This window comes from Variovorax sp. 54 (assembly GCF_002754375.1).
GTDB lineage: Bacteria > Pseudomonadota > Gammaproteobacteria > Burkholderiales > Burkholderiaceae_C > Variovorax.
In genome coordinates, this window is sequence record NZ_PEFF01000001.1 from 134,759 (window position 1) to 155,835 (window position 21,077).

General features: G+C 67.5%; 18 protein-coding genes. 17 read left to right on the top strand and 1 reads right to left on the bottom strand.

What is annotated here, in order from left to right:
* Positions 1-9: 9 nt before the first annotated feature.
* From lptF to CLU95_RS00695, 8 genes are all read left to right on the top strand, one after another.
* On the top strand, positions 10-1,158 hold the full coding sequence (lptF, locus tag CLU95_RS00660; protein WP_099789360.1) for an LPS export ABC transporter permease LptF: 1,149 nt from the start codon (positions 10-12) through the stop codon (positions 1,156-1,158).
* Entirely contained in the window at positions 1,155-2,261 is a 1,107-nt protein-coding gene (gene lptG / locus CLU95_RS00665) for an LPS export ABC transporter permease LptG (protein ID WP_099789363.1), read from the top strand. Before lptF ends, lptG begins: the two co-directional genes overlap by 4 nt.
* Positions 2,258-2,629 carry a sirohydrochlorin chelatase gene (locus CLU95_RS00670; protein ID WP_099789366.1) on the top strand — a complete coding sequence of 124 codons (372 nt, stop codon included), beginning with the start codon at positions 2,258-2,260 and terminating at the stop codon, positions 2,627-2,629. Before lptG ends, CLU95_RS00670 begins: the two co-directional genes overlap by 4 nt.
* Positions 2,630-2,692: 63 nt before the next feature.
* Positions 2,693-3,634, top strand: a complete 942-nt coding sequence (locus tag CLU95_RS00675) for a CysB family HTH-type transcriptional regulator (protein WP_099789369.1) — start codon at positions 2,693-2,695, stop codon at positions 3,632-3,634.
* A 30-nt stretch (positions 3,635-3,664) separates the two neighbouring features.
* The gene (locus CLU95_RS00680; protein ID WP_099789371.1) at positions 3,665-4,846 is read left to right on the top strand and encodes a pyridoxal phosphate-dependent aminotransferase; all 1,182 of its coding nucleotides are present in this window, start codon (positions 3,665-3,667) and stop codon (positions 4,844-4,846) included.
* A 28-nt stretch (positions 4,847-4,874) separates the two neighbouring features.
* Positions 4,875-5,249 (top strand): rard protein, encoded by a 375-nt coding sequence (locus CLU95_RS00685; RefSeq protein WP_099789373.1) that lies wholly within the window; start codon positions 4,875-4,877, stop codon positions 5,247-5,249.
* Between the two features lie 10 nt (positions 5,250-5,259).
* Positions 5,260-5,712 carry a DUF3592 domain-containing protein gene (locus tag CLU95_RS00690; RefSeq protein ID WP_099789376.1) on the top strand — a complete coding sequence of 151 codons (453 nt, stop codon included), beginning with the start codon at positions 5,260-5,262 and terminating at the stop codon, positions 5,710-5,712.
* A 98-nt stretch (positions 5,713-5,810) separates the two neighbouring features.
* Entirely contained in the window at positions 5,811-5,969 is a 159-nt protein-coding gene (locus CLU95_RS00695; RefSeq protein WP_099789379.1) for a DUF3309 family protein, read from the top strand.
* A gap of 45 nt (positions 5,970-6,014) precedes the next feature.
* On the opposite strand, the gene hrpA is transcribed toward CLU95_RS00695, so the two are convergent.
* A complete protein-coding gene (gene hrpA, locus CLU95_RS00700) occupies positions 6,015-9,980 on the bottom strand; it encodes an ATP-dependent RNA helicase HrpA (RefSeq protein ID WP_373667934.1) in 3,966 nt (1,321 codons plus the stop codon).
* Positions 9,981-10,342: 362 nt separating this feature from the next.
* Here hrpA and CLU95_RS00705 point away from each other — a divergent pair, with 362 nt between their 5' ends.
* From CLU95_RS00705 to prmB, 9 genes are all read left to right on the top strand, one after another.
* A complete protein-coding gene (locus CLU95_RS00705; RefSeq protein WP_099789384.1) occupies positions 10,343-12,364 on the top strand; it encodes an AAA family ATPase in 2,022 nt (673 codons plus the stop codon).
* A 43-nt stretch (positions 12,365-12,407) separates the two neighbouring features.
* Positions 12,408-13,754, top strand: coding sequence for an amino-acid N-acetyltransferase (argA, locus tag CLU95_RS00710; protein WP_099789387.1), 1,347 nt, complete (start codon positions 12,408-12,410; stop codon positions 13,752-13,754).
* Positions 13,755-13,782: 28 nt separating this feature from the next.
* Positions 13,783-14,427 (top strand): LysE family translocator, encoded by a 645-nt coding sequence (locus CLU95_RS00715; RefSeq protein WP_099789390.1) that lies wholly within the window; start codon positions 13,783-13,785, stop codon positions 14,425-14,427.
* Between the two features lie 114 nt (positions 14,428-14,541).
* Complete coding sequence (locus CLU95_RS00720) at positions 14,542-15,540, top strand: DUF3829 domain-containing protein (protein WP_099789392.1); 999 nt, start codon at positions 14,542-14,544, stop codon at positions 15,538-15,540.
* A gap of 58 nt (positions 15,541-15,598) precedes the next feature.
* Positions 15,599-16,810 (top strand): succinyldiaminopimelate transaminase, encoded by a 1,212-nt coding sequence (dapC, locus tag CLU95_RS00725; protein WP_099789395.1) that lies wholly within the window; start codon positions 15,599-15,601, stop codon positions 16,808-16,810.
* Between the two features lie 50 nt (positions 16,811-16,860).
* Complete coding sequence (dapD, locus tag CLU95_RS00730) at positions 16,861-17,694, top strand: 2,3,4,5-tetrahydropyridine-2,6-dicarboxylate N-succinyltransferase (RefSeq protein WP_099789398.1); 834 nt, start codon at positions 16,861-16,863, stop codon at positions 17,692-17,694.
* 82 nt (positions 17,695-17,776) lie between these two features.
* Complete coding sequence (locus tag CLU95_RS00735) at positions 17,777-18,925, top strand: PilT/PilU family type 4a pilus ATPase (RefSeq protein WP_099789401.1); 1,149 nt, start codon at positions 17,777-17,779, stop codon at positions 18,923-18,925.
* A gap of 25 nt (positions 18,926-18,950) precedes the next feature.
* Positions 18,951-20,129, top strand: a complete 1,179-nt coding sequence (dapE, locus tag CLU95_RS00740) for a succinyl-diaminopimelate desuccinylase (protein ID WP_099789404.1) — start codon at positions 18,951-18,953, stop codon at positions 20,127-20,129.
* Entirely contained in the window at positions 20,126-21,007 is an 882-nt protein-coding gene (gene prmB / locus CLU95_RS00745) for a 50S ribosomal protein L3 N(5)-glutamine methyltransferase (protein WP_099789407.1), read from the top strand. The genes dapE and prmB overlap by 4 nt, the downstream gene beginning before the upstream one ends.
* Positions 21,008-21,077: the final 70 nt, after the last annotated feature.

Sequence of the window (21,077 nt, forward strand, 5' to 3'; positions counted from 1 at the left end):
CCTCGAACGATGTTATTCCATTCTTCCCTACGCAAGGAGCTGTCGCGCAGCTTCGGAGCGACCCTCGTCGTCCTGGTCACCATCGTGATGACCATGATGCTCATCCGTACGCTCGGGCTGGCGTCCAAGGGCAGCGTGAACCCACAGGAGGTGTTCCTCGTGATGGCGTACACGGTGCTCGGCTACATGCCGACCATCCTGAGCCTGAGCCTGTTCATCGCCATCGTCGGCACGCTCTCGCGCATGTACCGCGACAGCGAAATGGTGATCTGGTTCTCCAGCGGGCGCGGTCTGGCCGATTTCGTCCAGCCGCTGTTCCGCTTCGCCTGGCCGGTGCTGCTGCTCATCGCGGCCATGGCGCTGGTGGGCTGGCCCTGGGCCAACTCGCAGACCATCGGCATGCGCCAGCAGTACGAGGCGCGCAGCGACATCGAGCGCGTCACGCCCGGTGAGTTCCGCGAATCCTCGGGCCGCCTGCGCGTGTTCTTCATCGACAAGGACACGCCCGACGGCGCCACCGCCACCAATGTGTTCATCTGGGCCGTCGAGCGCGGCCTGCAGATCACCACGTCGGCGCGCAGCGGCCGCATCGAGGACATCGACAACCACCGCTTCCTGCTGCTGAGCAACGGCCAGCGCCTGGAGCGCCCGCTGTTCGAAGCCACCGGCCTGAAGATCAGCGAGTTCAAGACCTACGGCACGCGCGCCGGCGGCAGCTCGAATGCCACGGAAGACAGCACGCCCACGCGCGCCCGCTCCACGCTCTCGCTGCTGCGCGACCGCAGCGACGCCAGCCTGGGCGAACTGGGCTGGCGCTTCGGCATGCTGCTGGCCGGCATCAACTTCGTGCTGCTGGCACTGACGGTGTCCAGCGTCAACCCGCGCGTGGGGCGCAGCGGCAACCTGGTGTTTGCGCTGTTCGCCTTCGTCGTCTACTACAACCTGCTGAACCTCGGCCAGAGCTGGATCAGCTCGGGCCGCTACGGCCTGGGTTCCTTCATGCTCCTGCTGCACGGCGGCGTGTTCCTGTTCGCCACGGCCTGGCTCACGCTGCGCAACAACAACTGGTCGGCCCGCCGCCAGGCCCGCGCCAGCGCTGCCGCCACCACCGGCGTCCCGCCGGCCGCACCGCCTTCCCGGATCGACCCGACCTCGTGAAAACCATCCGCCGACTGATCTATGTCGAGGCACTGAAGGCCGTGGCCTTCGTGACGCTCGGCTTCCTGAGCCTGTTCTTCTTCTTCGACTTCGTCGACGAGCTGCAGTCCGTGGGCAAGCCCGAAAGCCTGGCCTATGGGCCGGTGCAGGCGCTGATCTACGTGCTGCTGCTGGTGCCCAGCCACCTGTACGAACTGCTGCCGATCACGGTGCTGATCGGCTGCATCTTCGTGATGGCACGGCTGGCACAGAGCTCCGAATACACCATCCTGCGCACCAGCGGCCTGGGCCCGTGGCGCGCGCTGCGCACGCTGCTGTTGCTGGGGCTGGGCTTCGTGATCCTCACCTTTGCCATCGGCGACTACATCGCGCCGCTGTCGGGGCGCACCGGCCAGCTGCTCAAGTCGCGCTACCAGGGCACCTACTCGCTGGTCGGCAACACCGGCGCCTGGCTCAAGGAAAAGCGCGGCGACACCTCGTATGCGGTCAATGTGCTGTCGATTTCGCGCGACGGCTCGCTGCAGAACACCCGCATCTTCGAGTTCGACGGCAACGGCTACGTAAGCAAGCAGCTGATGGCCAAGTCGGCCCGCATCCTCGACGACAAGTGGGTGCTCTCCGAAGTCGAGCAGCAAGACTACGAAACCCGCACCGCCGACAAGGCCCGCATCACGACCACCCAGGTCGACTCGATGGACTGGCCCACCTCGCTCACCGCCGAAATGGTGTCGGTCGCGCTGCTGCGGCCCGACCGCATGAGCACCATCGACCTGTTCGACTACATCCGGCACCTGAACGCCAACGGCCAGACTGCGCAGCGCTACGAGATCGAGTTCTGGCGCAAGGTGTTCTACCCGCTCTCGTGCCTGGTGATGGTGGTGCTCGCCCTGCCCTTCGCCTACCTGCACTTCCGCCAGGCCGGCATCACGACCTACGTGTTCGGCGGCGTGATGATCGGCATCAGCTTCTTCCTGCTGAACAACGTGTTCGGCTACCTCGGCAACCTCAGCAACTGGTCGCCCTGGCTCACGGCGGCGGCGCCGGGGCTCATTTATTCGGTGCTGTCGCTCACAGCCTTCAGCTGGCTGGTCCTGAGGCGATGACCGCGCAGGTGCCGGGCACGGTGCTGCTCGCGCACGGCTCGCGCGACGCCCGCTGGCGCGAGCCCATCGAGGCCGTCGCCGCCCGCATGCGCGCAGACGACCCCGCCGTGCGCGTGCTGTGCGCCTACATGGAACTGGCCGCGCCCGACCTGCCGAGCGCCGCCGCCACGCTGATTGCCGACGGCGCCACGGCGGTGCACGTGGTGCCGCTGTTCCTGGGCATGGGCAAGCACGCCCGCGAAGACCTGCCGCTGCAGCTCGACGCCCTGCGCCAGCGCTGGCCCGAGGTCGCGTTCTCGCTCGCCCCGATCGTCGGCGAATCGCCCGAACTGGTCGCTTTGCTGGCCCGGATCGCCATCAAATCCTGAAGTCCCGGTCATTTTTATAGACTTCAAAGGCATAATGAATTCCGCAATCAGACGGAATTTGATATGAATCTGCACCAGTTCAAGTTTGTTCAGGAAGCCGTGCGGCGCGGCCTGAACCTCACCGAGGCGGCCAAGGCACTGCACACCTCGCAGCCCGGCGTCTCCAAGGCGATCATCGAACTCGAGGAAGAACTCGGCGTCGAAATCTTCGCCCGCCACGGCAAGCGCCTGAAGCGCATCACCGAACCCGGCCAGCACGTCATCGCGAGCATCGAACTCATCATGCGCGAGGTGGGCAACCTCAAGCGCATCGGCGAACAGTTCAGTGCGCAAGACAGCGGCACGCTCTCCATTGCTACCACCCACACCCAGGCGCGTTATGTGCTGCCGGTGCCCGTGGCGAACCTGCGCGAGGCCTACCCGAAGGTCAACGTGAGCCTGCACCAGGGCTCGCCCGACCAGGTGGCGCGCATGGTGATCGACGAGATCGCCGAAATCGGCATCGCCACCGAATCGCTCGACGGCTACGCCGAGCTGGTCACGCTGCCCTGCTACGAGTGGCAGCACGTGCTGGTGCTCCCCAAAGACCATCCGTTGGCGGCCAAGGAGCGCGTGTCGCTCGAAGACCTGGCGCTCGAGCCGATCATCACGTACCACCCGTCGTTCACCGGCCGCACGCGCATCGACCATGCGTTCGCGCAGAAGAAGCTCACGCCGCGCATCGCACTCGAAGCCATCGACTCCGACGTGATCAAGACCTACGTGCGCCTGGGCCTGGGCGTGGGCATCGTGGCCGAGATGGCCGTGCGCGACGAGTCGAACGCCGACCTCGTGGTGCGCCCGATGGGCCACGTGTTCGGCCAGAACATCGCGCGCGTCGCCTTCAAGCGCAGCGCCTACCTTCGCAACTTCGTCTTCAAGTTCGCCGAGCTGCTGTCCGACCGGCTCGACCGCAACCTGATCGCGAAGGCCCTCAGCGGCCACCAACAAGATTACGAACTCTGACCTTCCGCTTTTTCCCCGCGACGACCGACCATGAGCACCGCCACCCCTTCGCCTTCTCCCCGCACGCCCGAGATCACCACCAAGCTGCCGGCTGTCGGCACCACCATCTTCACCGTGATGTCCACGCTCGCGGCCGAGAAGAATGCCGTGAACCTCGGCCAGGGCTTCCCCGATTTCCACTGCGATCCGAAGCTGCTCGAAGACGTGACCGCCGCCATGGCGGCCGGCCACAACCAGTACCCGCCGATGCCGGGCATCCCGTCGCTGCGCGACGCCATCGCCGCCAAGATCGAGGCGCTCTATGGCCGCAGCTACAGCGCCGCGACCGAGATCACGGTCACGGCCGGCGCCACGCAGGCCATCATCACGGCCATCCTGGCCATCGTGCGTCCCGGCGACGAAGTGATCGTGCTGGAGCCCTGCTACGACAGCTACGTGCCCAACATCGACCTGGCCGGCGGCAAGGTCGTGCGCGTGCCCCTCGTGCCCGGCACCTTCCGCCCCGACTTCGACAAGATCGCCGCCGCGCTCACGCCGAAGACGCGCGCCATCATCATCAACACGCCGCACAACCCGAGCGCCACGGTCTGGACCGAGGCCGAGATGCGCCAGCTCGAAGAGCTGCTCGCGCCCACCGACGTGTTCGTGATCAGCGACGAGGTCTACGAGCACATGGTGTTCGACGACGCACGCCATGAAAGCGTGGCCCGCTTCCCGGGTCTCGCGGCGCGCAGCTTCATCGTCAGCAGCTTCGGCAAGACCTACCACGTCACCGGCTGGAAGGTCGGCTTCGTGGCCGCGCCCGCGCCGCTGATGGCCGAGTTCCGCAAGGTGCACCAGTTCAACGTGTTCACCGTGAACACGCCGATGCAGCACGCGCTCGCGCAGTACATGGTGCGGCCCGAGCCTTACCTGGAGCTGCCGGCCTTCTACCAGCGCAAGCGCGACCTGTTCGCGGCCGGCCTGGCCGAGAAGACCCGCTTCAAGCTGCTGCGCAGCGAGGGCAGCTACTTCCAGTGCGTGGACATCTCGGCGGTGAGCGACCTGTCGGAATCGGAGTTCTGCCTCTGGCTCACGCGCGAGATCGGCGTGGCGGCCATTCCGCTGTCGGCCTTCTACGGCGACGGCTTCGACCAGCGCGTGGTGCGCTTCTGCTTCGCCAAGAAGGACGAGACGCTGCTCGCCGCGCTCGACCGCCTCGCGAAGCTCTGACACCGGCCGCCGCGATCCGGGCACCGTGATGACGATGAACCGGCCGCGCTGGATCCTGCAGGCCCTGGCCCTCTCGTTCCTCGTGGTCGGCGTGGCCGATGCCTTCATGCCGCCGCTGCGCGGCAAGGACTACACCGCGCTCGACGTGGTGCATGTGTTCCTCATCTCGGCGCTGTGCTACACGTGGTGCCGGGCCGACGGCCTGGTGCGCGGCGTGCCCGCGCCCGGCCGCTCGGCGCTCCTCGCGGGTGTCTTTCCACTGCTGGGCATTCCGGTCTACTTCTTTCGCACGCGCCCCTGGCGACAGGCGTTGTTGGCCACGTTGGGAGCGGCAGGCTTCCTGGTGATGGGCCTCGTGCTGGCCGCCATCGGCACCCTGTCCATCGAGTGGATGCAAAGTTGAAAGCCGCCGAATGAAATCCACCCGCCTCATCACGCGCATCTTCGCGCTCGTCGGCGTTCTGATGCTCGGGGGCGCAGGGCTGCTGTACCAGAACACCACGAAGTTCATCGCATCGGCCGGCAAGGCACAGGGCGAGGTGACCCAGTTGCTGCGCGTCGAGAGTTCGCGCCGCAACAGCTCGGACACCTGGCGTCCGCTGGTGCGCTTCAAGGCGCCTTCGGGCGAAATCATCGAGTTCTCGCCCCCGAGCAGCAGCAACCCGCCCGCCTACGACAAGGGCGAGGTCGTGGGCGTGTTCTTCAACCCCGCCACACCGCAAGATGCCCGGCTCGACGGCTTCTTCGACCTGTGGGGCGGCGCCACCATCGTCGGCGGGCTCGGCGCCGTGTTCCTGGCCTTCGCTGTCGGGCTGAACGTCCTGCTCTCCGACGGCGCACGCGCCAAGCGCCGACGCCCACGGTAGGACAGCCCTGACCGCCGAAGGGGCGGCTCTCCGGCGCTTGCGGCGCCCCGGGGCGATGAGCATGAAGGCTCGTTACAACAAACGCCCAGGAGAAAACCATGTCCCTCTCGCTCATTCTGCTGATCGTCCTGATCCTGATGCTGATCGGCGCGCTGCCCAGCTGGGGACACAGCCGGAACTGGGGCTACGGGCCCAGCGGCGGCCTCGGGCTCGTGGTGCTGATCGTGGTGATCCTTGTGCTCATGGGCCGCATATAGCGCCCGGCCCCCAATGAAGAAAGCCCGCGTCGACGCGGGCTTTTTTTACGCCTGAAGCTGCGCCCAGGCCTTGTCGAGCCGCTTCACGCTCACCGGCTGCGGCGTGCGCAGCTCCTGCGCGAAGAAGCTCACGCGCAACTCTTCGAGCAGCCAGCGGAATTCGAGCATGCGGTCGTCCACCACGCCCTTGCGCTCGGCCACGAGGCGCCAGTAGCGCTGCTCCTGCGGCTTCAGTTCGGCCAGCTTGGCCGCGTCGCGCGCGGGGTCGGCACGCAGCTTGTCCAGCCGCAGCACGATGGCCTTGAGGTAGCGCGCGAAGTGCTGCAACTGCGTCCACGGCGCGTCGGCGATGAAGCGCTTGCCGACGAGCTTCTGCAGCTGCTGCGCCGCGTCCTGCACCGCCTCGGGCTGGATCTTCGTGTCCTTGATCTTGCGCGCGGCGGCTGCGTATTCGACGAGGATGACGCCCGCGAGCCGCGCCACTTCATTGGCAATCAGCGTGAGCCGCCCGCGCCCTTCTTCGAGCCGCTTCTTGAAAGCGAACTCGTCGGTCGGCAGCGGCTCCTGCAGGAAGGCGCGGTCGATCGCCACGTCGATGATCTGCGTGCGCAGTTCTTCCGACGTGCCCAGCGGCATGTAGGCGACCGACATCTTCTGCAGGTCGGGGATGTTCTTCTCGAGGTACTTGAGCGCGTCCTTCAGCTGGAGCGCGAACAGGCGGCGCAGGCCAGCGCGGTGCTTCGCGGCGGCCACGGCGGGCTCGTCGAACACCTCGATGGTCACGGCGTCGCCCTCGTCGCGCAGCGCCGGGAAGCCGATGAGCGACTGCGAACCGCGCCGCACTTCCATCAGTTCGGGCAGCTCCCCGAAGGTCCAGCTCGTGTAGCGCTGGCCAGCGGGCAACGTGGGTGCAGCCTTCTCGGGCGCAGTGTTTTTCGCCGGTGCCTGGCCTTCGGCTGCAGGCGCAGCCTTGGCGGCCGGCGACGCCTTCACGTTGAGCCCCGCCAGCGCCTGGAACGCACCACGCGCCTGCGCGCCCAGCTCGGCCTTCAGCGCGCCGAGGTTGCGGCCCATGCCGAGCTGGCGGCCGTGCTCGTCGACGATGCGCAGGTTCATGAACAGGTGCGGCGGCAGCATGTCGAGCTTGAAGTCGGCGCGCTTCACGTCGATGCTGGTCAGGTCGCGCACGCGCTTGAGCAGCACGTCGGTGAGCGAGCCGGTGCCGAAGAGTTCGGGCGCCGACAATTCCTCGGCCAGCTTCGTCGCCGACTCGGGCAGCGGCACCAGCCGCGAGCGCGGGCGCTGCGGCAGGCTCTTGAGCAGCGCCTGGATCTTGTCCTTGAGCATGCCGGTCACCAGCCACTCGCAGCGCTCCTCGTTCACCTGGTTGAGCACGAACAGCGGCACGCTGACCGTGAGGCCGTCTTTCGCGTCGCCCGGTTCGTGCAGGTAGCTCGCGGCGCAATCGACACCGCCCAGGCGCAGCGTCGGCGGGAACGACTGCGTCGTGATGCCGGCGGCCTGGTGGCGCATCAGCTCGTCGCGCGTGAGATACAGCAGGCGCGGCTGGTCTTTCGAGGCGTGGCGGTACCAGTTCTCGAAGGTGATGCCGCTGGCCACGTCGGCCGGCAGCTGCGCGTCGTAGAAGGCGAAGATCAGTTCGTCGTCGACCAGCACGTCCTGCCGGCGCGCCTTGTGCTCCAGGCCTTCGACTTCGCGCACCAGCTTGCGGTTGGCCGTGAGGAAGGGGAACTTGCTTTCCCACTGCCCACCGACCAGCGCTTCGCGGATGAAGATCTCGCGCGCCGACACCGGATCGACCTTGGTGAAATCGACACGCCGCCCGCTGTAGACCACCAGGCCGTACAGCGTCGCGCGCTCCAGCGCCGAAACCTGCGCGCCCTTCTTTTCCCAGTGCGGATCGAGCAGCTGTTTCTTCAGCAGATGCTCCGCCACCTGCTCGAGCCACTGCGGCTCGATGTTGGCGATGCCGCGCCCGAACAGGCGCGTGGTCTCGACCAGTTCGGCCGCGACGATCCAGCGCCCGGGCTTCTTCTTCAGGTGCGCGCCGGGATGCTTGTAGAACTTGATGCCGCGCGCGCCGAGATACGCCTCGTCGTCTTCGAGCTTCCAGCCCACGTTGCCCAGCAGGCCCGCGAGCATCGACAGGTGCAGCGGCTCGTAGCCGGCCGGCGTGGCGTTGATGCGCCACTTGTGCTCGGTGACCACCGTGAGCAGCTGCGAATGGATGTCGCGCCATTCGCGCACGCGGCGGATGTTGATGAAGTTCTGGCGCAGCAGCTGCTCGTACTGACGGTTGCTCAGCTTGTGCGTGTCACCGTGGCCGCCGCGCGCGTCGGCGATCCATTTCCACAGGCGCAGGTAGCCGCTGAACTCGCTCTTTTCGTCATCGAACTTCGAGTGCGCCTGGTCGGCCTGCTGCTGCGCTTCCATCGGCCGGTCGCGCACGTCCTGCACGCTGAGCGCCGAGGCAATGATGAGCACCTCTTCGAGCGCCCCACGCGTGCGGGCTTCCAGGATCATGCGGCCGACGCGCGGATCGAGCGGCAGCTTCGCCAGCTCGCCCCCGGTGGCCGTGAGCTCATTGGCGTCGTCGACCGCGCCCAACTCGTTGAGCAGTTGGTAGCCGTCGGCAATCGCGCGCGGCGACGGAGCTTCGAGGAACGGAAAGCGCGCCACGTCGCCCAGTCGCAGCGACTTCATGCGCAGGATCACGCCCGCGAGCGACGAACGCAGGATTTCCGGATCGGTGAAGCGCGGGCGGCCCGCAAAGTCTTTCTCGTCGTACAGGCGAATGCAGATGCCGTTCGCCACACGCCCGCATCGGCCCGCGCGCTGGTTGGCCGCGGCCTGGCTGATCGGCTCGACCAGCAGCTGCTCGACCTTGCTGCGGAAGCTGTAGCGCTTGACGCGCGCCGTGCCGGTGTCGATCACGTAGCGGATGCCCGGCACGGTGAGCGAGGTCTCGGCCACGTTGGTGGCCAGCACGATGCGACGGCCGTGGTGGCTTTCGAAGATGCGGTCCTGCTCGGGGCCCGAGAGCCGCGCAAACAGCGGCAGCACCTCGGCATTGCGGAACAGCGGCTGGTGGCTGACGTGGCGGCGCAGGTGGTCGGCCGCCTCGCGGATCTCGCGTTCGCCGGGCAGGAAGATCAGGATGTCGCCCGCGTTGTGCGGGTCGCGCCAGAGTTCGTCGACCGCGTCCGCAATCGCGTCGTTCAGGTCGTGCTCGCGCGACTCCTCGAACGGCCGGTAGCGCTGCTCGACCGGAAACGTGCGGCCCGACACCATGATGGTCGGCGCGGGGCCTTTGGCCGAAGCGAAGTGCTGCGCGAAGCGGTCGGCATCGATGGTGGCCGAGGTGACGATCACCTTCAGGTCGGGCCGGCGCGGAAGAATCTCGCGCAGGTAGCCCAAGAGGAAGTCGATGTTCAGCGAACGCTCGTGGGCCTCGTCGATGATGAGCGTGTCGTAGGCCTTGAGCAGCGGATCGGTCTGCGTCTCGGCCAGCAGGATGCCGTCGGTCATCAGCTTGACCGAGGCATCGCGGCTCAGCCGGTCTTGAAAACGCACCTTGAAGCCGACCACGTCGCCCAGCGGTGTCTTCAGCTCTTCGGCGATGCGCTTGGCGACCGAGCTTGCGGCAATGCGGCGCGGCTGCGTGTGGCCGATGAGCCGGCCCTTGCCGGGCTCGGCATTGAGCTTGCCGCGCCCGAGCGCCAGCGCAATCTTCGGCAGCTGCGTGGTCTTGCCCGAGCCCGTTTCGCCGCAGACGATCACGACCTGGTGCGCCGCAATGGCGGCCATGATCTCCTCGCGCCGGCCGGAGACCGGGAGCGATTCTGGGAACTCGATGCGCAGGGGGGCGGGAGGTGTGAGGGTCGTCAAGGCAAGGCAGTCGTCGGTCGTTGCGCGCGGCGGCAGGCGGGCAAACCGCCAATTATCGCGGGGCCCCGCCGCTGTTGCATGGCATCCACAGCGAAGCCGCATGCAGCAGGTGGCGCAGAAAATTTCGTAAAGACTCTTTACTCTACCGCATGCCGCCGCTACGATCGCGGCATGACCTCCTTCCTTGCCCCCCTCTCGATGCGCATCCGCTGCGCAAGCCACGTCGCTGCACGTGGCGGGGTCAAGGCGACCCGCCCGGCCTGACGAAGCCCGCGCGCCGGCTTCAGCTTCCTTCGCGGAACTGAACGCCCACCGCTCGCGTGCTTCGCATCGGTCGAAGCGCGCCAGCCTGACCCGCACAGCGCCTGCACCACCGCCCTCCTCGCCCTGCTCACATGCAGCGAGGAGCAGCGGCCGCATTCCTGTTTCCGTGTCCCCGAATCATTCGAAGAAAAAAGAACCTCATGTCGCAACAAGACATTTCCCGTGACCTGCACGCCACGCTGGCCGAGCGCACGCGCCACCTGCAGGCCATTGCCCATTCGCTGAAGGCCGAGCTGTTCGGCATCGACGAGATCATCGATCGCGTGATCGATTCGCTGCGCGCCTGGTACGTGCTGCCGCAGCTCATCAGCCGCCCGGTCGTCATCTGCCTGTGGGGCCTGACCGGCACCGGCAAGACGCAACTCGTGCGGCGCCTGGCGCAGCACCTGGGCTTCTACGACCGCTTCATCGAAGTGCAGATGGACGGTTTCAGCCACGGCTCGGGCCACCGCACCGCCGGCTCCATCTCGGCCATGCTGGCCGAGTCGGGCATCGCCGAGGGCGCGCCCGGCATCCTCGTGCTCGACGAGTTCCAGCGCTTTCGCACCGTGGACGCCAACGGCAAGGAAGCGCGCGTGGAGCGCTACCAGGACGTGTGGGCGCTGCTGTCCGACGGCCGCCTGCCGCCGTCGCTGTCGGTGCTCAGCGAGATCGAATCGTCGCTGGCCTGGGCCGAGTACGACCAGGACCGCCGCACCGATGACGACGACGATGAAGACGAAGAGGAAAGTGCCAAGGCTGGCAAGACCAAGCGCAAGCGCCGCCTGCAGCTCTCGCCCTGGGAAGCGCAGGAGTTCAAGCGCTGCCTGAAGCTGCGCGAGTCGCTGCTCGAAATCATGACCTGGAAGCCCGACGAGATCCAGGCGCGGCTGCGCGCCTTCCGCGCCTCGCAAGACAACTGGGAAACCGACTATTCCAAGCTGCTGGTCTTCGTCTCGGGCAACCTCGACGAGATGTACGCCGAGACCGCCAAGCGGGTGGAAGACTGCGACACCGACGCCGACATCTTCCACGCGCTGACCAAGAAGCTCTCGCTCATCGACGTGAAGAAGGCGCTGGCCGAACGCTTCAAGCCCGAGCAGGTGGCGCGGCTGGGCAACAACCACGTCATCTACCCGTCGTTCAGCCGCGCCACCTATGTGCGCCTGATCCTGTCGATCTGCGACCGCTACGTGGGCGAGATCCAGGAAAGCTCGGGCGTGCGCTTCGTGCTCGACGCGAGCGTGTACGAGCAGATCTACGCCAACGCCGTGTTCCCGGCGCAGGGCACGCGCCCGCTGTTCTCGTCGATCCACGCGATCCTGAGCGCGACGCTGGTCAACGCCGCGCTGTGGGCGCTCGAACAGGGCGCGCACGGCAACGAGCCCGTGTGGCTGATGCTCGACCCCGGCGAGGTCACGCCCGGCGGCCCGCGCCTGGTCGCGCGCTTCCGGCTGGCGCGACGCGAGTTCCCGGTGGCGCTGGAGCTGAACCGGCTCAAGCAGCGCGCCAACGCCGACTTCCGTGCGCTGCTCGCGGTGCACGAGGCCGGCCACGGCCTGGTGTACGCCCTGCTCTTCGGCCGCGCGCCGCAGGAGATCCGCATCAACGTGGCCTCGTTCGAGGGCGGCTACAACAGCTACGTGAAGCGCAAGGCCTGGTCCAAGCGCAACCTGCTCGACAGCGTCTGCGTGAGCCTGGCGGGCCGCGCGGCCGAGCGGCTGGTGTTCGGCGAATCGGGCTGCACCACCGGCGCCGAGCGCGACCTGATGCAGGCCACGGCCACGGCGGCGCGCCACGTGCGCCACCTGGGCTTCGGCACCCGCTGGAGCCGCACCGACGTGACGACCGATGCGAACGACAACCTAAACACCGACGTGGCCGCCACCAACCGCGAGATCGAGGCCCTCCTGGCGCGCGAACACACCCGCGCGCTCGGCCTGCTCGAAGCGCACGCAACCGCCTTCATGGCGGTGGTCGATGCGCTGATGGCGCACGGTTCGATCGCGCCGGACGAGCTCGCGGCCCTGCTCGGCCTGCCGCTGGCGCCGGTCACGCCGGCAGGCTCGGCCGAGGCGGCCGTGGAGCCGCTGGACGCCTACGCCGACCAGCTCGAGGCCTTCAAGGCCCGCGGCACGCCCGCCGCGGCCGGGGCCGGCCGGCTGCTGCGCGCTTTGGCATGACGCGCTGCACCAAAACCTTGCCAAGAATGCACAATCACGCCCCATGTCCACCGTCTTCAATTTCACCTTCGTGCCCTGGTTCCGCTCGGTCGCGCCCTACATCCACACGCACCGCGGCAAGACGTTCGTGGTCGCGCTCGCGGGTGAGGCCATCGCGGCGGGCAAGCTGCAGAACATCGCGCAAGACCTGGCCCTGATCCAGAGCATGGGCGTCAAGATCGTGCTGGTGCACGGCTTCCGACCGCAGGTCAACGAACAGCTCGCGGCCAAGGGCCACGAGGCGAAGTACTCGCACGGCATCCGCATCACCGACGCCGTGGCGCTCGACTCGGCGCAAGAGGCCGCAGGCCAGCTGCGCTACGAGATCGAGGCCGCCTTCAGCCAGGGCCTGCCCAACACGCCCATGGCCGGCTCGACGGTGCGCGTGATCTCGGGCAACTTCATCACCGCGCGCCCCGTGGGCGTGGTCGACGGGGTGGACTTCAAGCATTCGGGCCTGGTGCGCAAGGTCGATGCGTCCGGCATCCGCCGCACGCTCGACTTCGGCGCGATGGTGCTCATGTCGCCCTTCGGCTTCTCGCCGACCGGCGAGGCCTTCAACCTGACGATGGAAGAGGTCGCGACCAGCGTGGCCATCTCGATCCAGGCCGACAAGCTGATCTTCCTGACCGAAGTGCCGGGCATCCGCGTGGACAGCGAGCTGCCCGAAAGCGAAGACAACCCGATCGACACCGAGCTGCCGCTGGCCGCCGCCGAAAAGCTGCTGGCCTCGCTGCCACCCGCGCAGAAGCCGACCGACACCGCCTTCTACCTGCAGCACTGCGTGAAGGCCTGCAAGGGCGGCGTGGAGCGCAACCACATCCTGCCGTTTGCGCTCGACGGCTCGCTGCTGCTCGAAATCTACGTGCACGACGGCGTCGGCACCATGGTCATCGACGAGAAGCTCGAGAGCCTGCGCGAGGCCACGGTGGACGACATCGGCGGCATCCTGCAGCTCATCGAGCCCTTCGAGCGCGACGGCACGCTGGTCAAGCGCGACCGCACCGAGATCGAGCGCGACGTGGGCCACTACACGGTCATCGAACACGACGGCGTGATCTTCGGCTGCGCGGCGCTGTACCCGTACCCCGAGGCGAGAACCGCCGAGATGGCCGCGCTCACCGTGTCGCCGCAGTCGCAGTCGCAGGGCGACGGCGAACGCATCCTCAAGCGCATCGAGCACCGCGCCAAGGCCATGGGCCTGGAAAGCATCTTCGTGCTCACCACGGTCACGATGCACTGGTTCCTCAAGCGCGGCTTCCAGCAGGTCAACCCCGACTGGCTGCCCGAGGCGCGCAAGCGCAAGTACAACTGGGACCGCAAAAGCCAGGTGCTGGTCAAGAAGATCTGAACCTCCCCTAAGAAAGAAAGACGCCCCGATGACGCTCGCCACCGCCCTGCTGTTCGCCATCGTGGCCTTCGCGGCCATCGCCACGCCCGGCCCCACGGTGCTGCTGGCACTCAGCAACGGCTCGCGCCACGGCGTGCGACGAGCGCTGCCGGGCATGCTCGGTGCGGTGCTGTCCGACTTCGTGCTGGTCGGCGCCGTGGCGCTCGGCCTGGGCGCGCTGCTCGCGGCTTCGGAGTTCTGGTTCTCGATGCTGAAGTGGGTGGGCGCGGTCTACCTGGCCTGGCTCGGGCTGCGCATGCTGCGCTCCAAGGGCGGCTTCCAGCTGCCGAACGCAGACGCCGCGGCCACCGTCACGGCAGGCGAAAGCCGGCGCATCTTCTTCAAGTCGTTCCTGGTGGCGGTGACCAACCCCAAGGGCTACATCTTCTGCTCGGCACTGCTGCCGCAGTTCATCGACCCGGCTACCGCGCAGGCGCCGCAGTACGTGGTCATTGCGCTGATCTTCGCGGGCCTCGACATGGTCGTGATGCTGGGCTATGCCTTCGTCGGCGCCCGCGCGATCCGGCTGCTCACGGTGTCGGCCACGCGCTGGATCGACCGCGCCTGCGGCGGCATGCTGCTGGCGCTGGCGGGCTCGCTCGCTTTCTATCGGCGCAGCGCGGCCTCCGTCTGACCCGCCTCGACCGCTGTCCTCAGGCAGCGGCGCTCCCCCCACGATGTGTTCCCGGCCGGCCGTGCCATCCCGCGGCCTGCCCGTGCTGTTTTTTTCAACGGAGGAAATGAAAGAATGAAGAAGTACCAAACCCTTCTGGGTGCCACCCTCGTCGCCGTGTCGGCGCTCGTCGCGGGCTGCGGCGACAAGGCGGACAAAACCGCCCAGCCCTCTGCCTCGTCCACCGAAGCCAAGCCGGCCGCCCCCGCCGCCAACGACCAGCAGCTCGTCGAAAAGTACAACCTCTACGTCGACGTCTCGAACAACCTGCGCACCTCGTTCCAGGAAGCACGCGAGAGCTACGTGACCGGCCAGGTGCCGCTGCTGCAGGCCAAGGCGCCGCTCACCAGCCTGCGCATCCAGAACGACATCCTGGTCGACCGCTCGGCCCAAAAGCTCGATGCCGCCGCCGCCATCGCCGCGCCGCTGCCCGAGATCGACGAATCGGCCAAGGCCTTCTCGGCCGCCCTCAAGGTGCTGTCGCCCCTGAGCCGCGAGCTGAACGACTACGCCAACTCCAAGGGCTACCTTGCCGACAACGGCGACAAGGCACGCCAGATGAGCGCCGACTATCTGGCCGCCCTCACCACCGTCGCGCAGGCCGAAGCGGCCTTCGACAAGGGCCTGAGCGCCCGCGACCAGGCGCTCACCAAGGAAGCCTTCGAGAAGGCGCCCAAGGACACCGCCGCCCACTACCGCGCCGGCTTGATCTACCACGGCAAGCTCAACCACGCCGACGCCATGGCGCTGTTCGCCGCGCCCAACGACCCGCAGGCCCTGGCCGCCTTCGAGGCCTCGCTGGCGCTGGTGGCCGACTCGGCCGCGGGCTGGAGCAAGAAGACCGGCGAGCAGTCGGCCCAGAGCGGCAAGAGCTGCAGCGGCGGCATGCTGCAGATCAACGAGTTCATCGGCCAGTCGCGCTCGGTGATCAAGGACGCCAAGGACGGCGTGTTCAAGCGCAAGGAAACCGGTGCGATGGCTCGCATGGGCCGCTCGGGCATCGTCGACGCGGCCAACCGCTACAACCAGAACTTCGCCAACATGATCGGCCAGTTCAACCGCCCGCTTTGCTGAGCGGGACAAGGGGTGCGGGGCGTGCGGGCCACCCGGCCCGTCGCCGATAATCCGGGGCATGAATCCCTTGCTTTCCAAATTGCAGCCGTACCCCTTCGAGCGGCTGAAGCAACTGTTCGCGGGCGTCACGCCCGCCCCCGAATTCGCCCCCATCAGCCTGGGCATCGGCGAGCCCAAGCACGCCACGCCGGCCTTCATCAAGGATGCCCTGAGCGCCGGCCTCGGCGCCCTCGCCGCCTACCCGGCCACCGCCGGCGAACTGAAACTGCGCACCTCGTTCACCGACTGGCTGCATCGCCGCTACAGCTTGGCGCTCGACCCGGCCACGCAGGTGCTGCCGGTCAACGGCTCGCGCGAGGCGCTGTTCGCGCTCGCCCAGACCGTGGTCGACGCCAGCGCCAGCCCCAAGCCGGTGGTGATGTCGCCCAACCCGTTCTATCAAATCTACGAGGGCGCCGCGCTGCTCTCGGGCGCCGAGCCGTACTACGTGCCCAGCGTGCCCGCGCGCAACTTCGCGGTCGATTGGGACAGCGTGCCCGAGGCCGTCTGGGCCCGCACCCAGCTCGTGTTCGTCTGCTCGCCGGGCAATCCCACGGGCGCCGTGATGTCTCTGGACGAGTGGAAGAAGCTCTTCGCGCTGTCCGACCGCCACGGCTTCGTGATCGCCGCCGACGAGTGCTACAGCGAGATCTACTTCCGCGACGAGCCGCCGCTCAGCGGCCTCGAGGCCTCGATGAAGCTCGGCCGGCCCGACTTCAAGAGCCTGATCGCGCTCACCTCGCTGTCCAAGCGCAGCAACGTGCCCGGCCTGCGCAGCGGCTTCGTGGCCGGCGACGCGGCCCTCATCAAGAAGTTTTTGCTCTACCGCACCTACCACGGCAGCGCCATGAGCGGCGCCGTGGCCGCCGCCAGCATCGCGGCCTGGGGCGACGAGTCGCACGTGGTCGACAACCGCGCCCAGTACCGCGCCAAGTTCGCCGCCGTCACGCCGCTGCTCGAACCCGTGCTCGACGTGCGCCTGCCCGACGCCAGCTTCTACCTCTGGGCCGGCGTGCCCGAAGTGTGGGCTGGCGACGACGAAGCCTTCGCCCGCGCGCTCTACGCTCAATACAATGTCACGGTTTTGCCGGGGAGCTATCTGGCGCGCGACACCGACCACAGCGCCAACCCGGGCCGCGGTCGCATCCGCATGGCGCTGGTGGCCGAAACCGCCGAGTGCGTCGAGGCCGCCCAGCGCATCGTCCGTTTCGTCAAAGACGGCCGCCGCTGACCCCCTGTCGCCCCGCTTCCCTGCCCCCTTTTTCACCCGAGACTTTCTCCATGACACAGCAACTGCAACAGACCATCGACGCCGCGTGGGAAGACCGCGCCAACATCTCGCCCGCCGCCGCGCCCGCCGAAGTGCGTGACGCCGTCGAGCACGTGATCACCGAGCTGAACAACGGCAAGCTGCGCGTGGCCACCCGCGAAGGCGTGGGCCAGTGGACCGTGCACCAGTGGATCAAGAAGGCCGTGCTGCTGTCGTTCCGCCTCAAGGACAACGAGCAGATCCAGGCCGGCTCGCTGGGCTTCTACGACAAGGTCGCGACCAAGTTCTCGCACCTGTCTGCCGCCGAGCTGAAGGAATCGGGCGTGCGCATCGTGCCGCCGGCCGTGGCCCGCCGCGGCAGCTTCATCGCCAAGGGCGCGATCCTGATGCCCTCCTACGTGAACATCGGCGCCTACGTGGGCGAAGGCACCATGGTCGACACCTGGGCCACCGTCGGTTCGTGCGCACAGATCGGCGCCAACGTGCACCTGTCGGGCGGCGTCGGCATCGGCGGCGTGCTCGAGCCACTGCAGGCCGGCCCGACCATCATTGAAGACAACTGCTTCATCGGCGCGCGCTCCGAAGTCGTCGAAGGCGTGGTCGTCGAAGAGAACTCGGTGCTGGGCATGGGCGTGTACCTCGGCCAGAGCACCCCGATCTTCAACCGCGAAACCGGCGAAATCTCGTACGGCCGCGTGCCCAGCGGCAGCGTGGTCATCAGCGGCAACCTGCCCAAGAAGACCAAGTCGGGCCAGGACTACAGCACCTACGCCGCCATCATCGTCAAGACGGTCGACGCGCAGACGCGCTCCAAGACCAGCCTGAACGACCTGCTGCGCGACTGATCCGCAGACCTGCCGGCCGCTTGAACGCTCGCGGCCGGTTCCGCTTCTTCCCTAGAAAAAACAGCACCGAGGAGAGAGACCGATGAACATGATGGAACGGATTCTTCGTTTGATGGCCGAGCGCAAGGCCTCCGACATCTACCTCTCGGCCCACTCCCCGGTGATGATCCGCATCAACGGCAACTGCCTGCCGATCAATGCGCAGGTGCTGCCGCCGACCGCGCCGCTGGCGCTGCTGTCGGAAGTGGTGCCCGAAGCCCGCATCCAGGAACTGGAAAACACGGGTGAACTCAACATGGCCGTCGCCCTCGAAGGCGCCGGCAACTACCGCATCAGCGCCATGCGCCAGCGCGGCAGCTACGCCGTGGTGGTGCGGCACATCGCCTCGATCATCCCCAGCTTCGACGAGCTGAACCTGCCCGACATCCTGAAGTCGCTCATCATGGAAAAGCGCGGGCTGATCCTGATGGTGGGCGCCACCGGCGCGGGCAAGACGACCACGCTGGCCTCGATGCTCGACTACCGCAACGAGCACGCCAGCGGCCACATCCTCACGGTCGAAGAGCCGATCGAGTTCACCTACACCAACAAGAAATCCCTGGTGAACCAGCGCGACGTGGGCAGCGACACCACCTCGCTGCAGGTGGCCCTGAAGAACGCGCTGCGCCAGGCGCCCGACGTGATCCAGATCGGCGAAATCCGCGACCGCGACACCATGACGGCCGCCATTGCCTACGCGCAGTCGGGCCACCTGTGCGTGGCCACGCTGCACGCCAACAACAGCTACCGCGCGCTGAACCGCATCCTGAGCTTCTTCCCGGTCGAGGTGCGCCCCACCCTGCTGGGCGACCTGGGCTCGGCGCTGCGCGCCGTGGTGTCGCAGCGCCTGCTGCGCACGCCGGCCGGCGCGCGCGTGCCCGCACTCGAAGTGATGCTGAACACCGCGCTGGTGGCCGACCTGATCGAAAAGGGCGACTTCTCCGGCGTCAAGGAGGCCATGGAGCAATCGATGGCCGAAGGCTCGCAGACCTTCGAGGAAGACATCGCCCGCCTCATCACCGAAGAACGCGTGACCCGCCAGGAAGGCCTGGCCAACGCCGACTCGCCCACCAACCTGATGTGGCGCCTGCAGAACCGCGACGCGCCCAAGAAGCAGGCCGAGGATCGCGACCTGACCGACCAGCTCGACGAACCGACTTTCACCGACATCACGCTCGACGTGAAGTTCTGACCGCCCTTTAATCCCCGCTCCCTCGATGTCCCGTACGCTCCAGCTCGCCGAACAACTGATCTCGCGCCCTTCCGTCACCCCCGACGACGCGGGTTGCCAACAGATCCTGGGCGAACGCCTCGCCGCGCTGGGCTTCACGCTGGAAACCATCGAGAGCGGCCCGGCCGATTTCCGGGTCACCAACCTCTGGGCCGTGCGCCGCCCCACGAACGGCAAGGCGACGAAGACGCTGGTGTTTGCCGGCCACACCGACGTGGTGCCCACCGGCCCGCTCGACCAGTGGAGCAGCCACCCGTTCACGCCCACGCACCGCGACGGCAAGCTCTACGGCCGCGGCGCCTGCGACATGAAGACCTCGGTCGCGGCCTTCGTGACCTCCATTGAAGAATTCCTGCAGGGCGAGCCCGACCCGGCGCTCACGCTGGCGCTGCTGCTGACCAGCGACGAGGAAGGCCCGGGCGTCGACGGCACCGTGATCGTCTGCAACGCGCTGGCCGCACGCGGTGAAACCATCGACTACTGCATCGTCGGCGAGCCCACCTCGGTGGCGCGCTGCGGCGACATGATCAAGAACGGCCGCCGCGGCACCATGAGCAGCAAGCTCACGGTGAACGGCGTGCAGGGCCACATCGCCTACCCGCACCTGGCGAAGAACCCGGTGCATGCGGTGGCGCCCGCGCTGGCCGAGCTGGTGGTGATCAATGCCGCCGGCGGTTGGGACGCGCAAAGCAACCCCTACTTCCAGCCCACCAGCTGGCAGATCAGCAATTTCCATTCGGGCACCGGCGCGAGCAACGTCATTCCGGGCAGCGCGGTGATCGACTTCAACTTCCGCTTCTCGACCGAATCCACGCCCGAGTCGCTGCAGCAGCGCGTGCACGCCGTGCTCGACGCACATGGCGTCGACTACACAATGGCCTGGACCGTCGGCGGCCTGCCCTTCCTGACCACGCCGGGCGAACTCGTCACGGCCGTGCAGGCGGCGATCCGCGAAGAAACCGGCCTGGACACCGAGCTGTCGACCAGCGGCGGCACCAGCGACGCGCGCTTCATCGCCAAGATCTGCAAGCAGGTCGTCGAGTGCGGCCCGGTGAACGCCAGCATCCACAAGATCGACGAGCACATCGAGGTCGCCGAGATCGAGACGCTGAAGAACATCTACCTGCGCACGCTGCGCGGGCTCGACGCAGCGCTCGCATCATGAGCACCGTCATCGAACTGATCGAAGCCGGCGCAAAGCGCCTGACCAATGCCGGCGTGGCCTTCGGCCATGGCACCGCCAACGCCTTCGACGAAGCCGCCTGGCTCGTGCTGTGGCGCCTGAAGCAGCCGCTGGACGACATCGACGCCGTGGCCGACACCCCTGTGTCGCCGGCCGATGCGGCCAAGGTGGCCGCGCTCATTGACGAGCGCATCGCCACGCGCAAGCCTGCGGCCTACCTCACGAAAGAAGCCTGGCTGCAAGGCGTGCCCTTCTACGTGGACGAACGCGCCATCGTGCCGCGCAGCTTCATTGCCGAGCTCATCGCCGACGGCAGCATCGACTACTGGCTGGGCGAACACACGCAGCGCGTGCTCGACCTGTGCACCGGCAACGGCAGCCTCGCGGTGCTCGCGGCGCTCACCTACCCGGACGTGACGGTCGATGCGGCCGACCTGTCGGTCGAAGCGCTCGAAGTGGCCGCCATCAACGTCACGCGCCACGCGCTCGACGCCCGCGTCAAGTTGATTGAATCGGATGGCCTGAAGAACGTGCCCGGTACGTACGACCTCGTGCTGTGCAACCCGCCCTACGTGAACAGCGCCAGCATGGCCGCGCTGCCCGCCGAGTACCGCGCCGAGCCCGAACTGGCGCTGGCCGGCGGCACCGACGGCATGGACTTCGTGCGGCAATTGTTCGCCGACGCGCCCGCCCGCATGAGCGAGCAGGCCGTGCTGGTGCTGGAGATCGGTAACGAGCGCGACTACTTCGAGACGGCATTTCCGCAGCTCGAGGTCGTCTGGCTCGAGACCTCGGCCGGCGAAGACCAGGTGCTGCTGGTCACCCGGACGGCGCTGCTGGCCGGCGCCGGCGTGCGTTAGCGGCGCCCGACCAAGCCCCCTTTTTTCGCCTTGCATGCAGCCTCGTGGCTGCGCCCCCTTTCATCGGGTG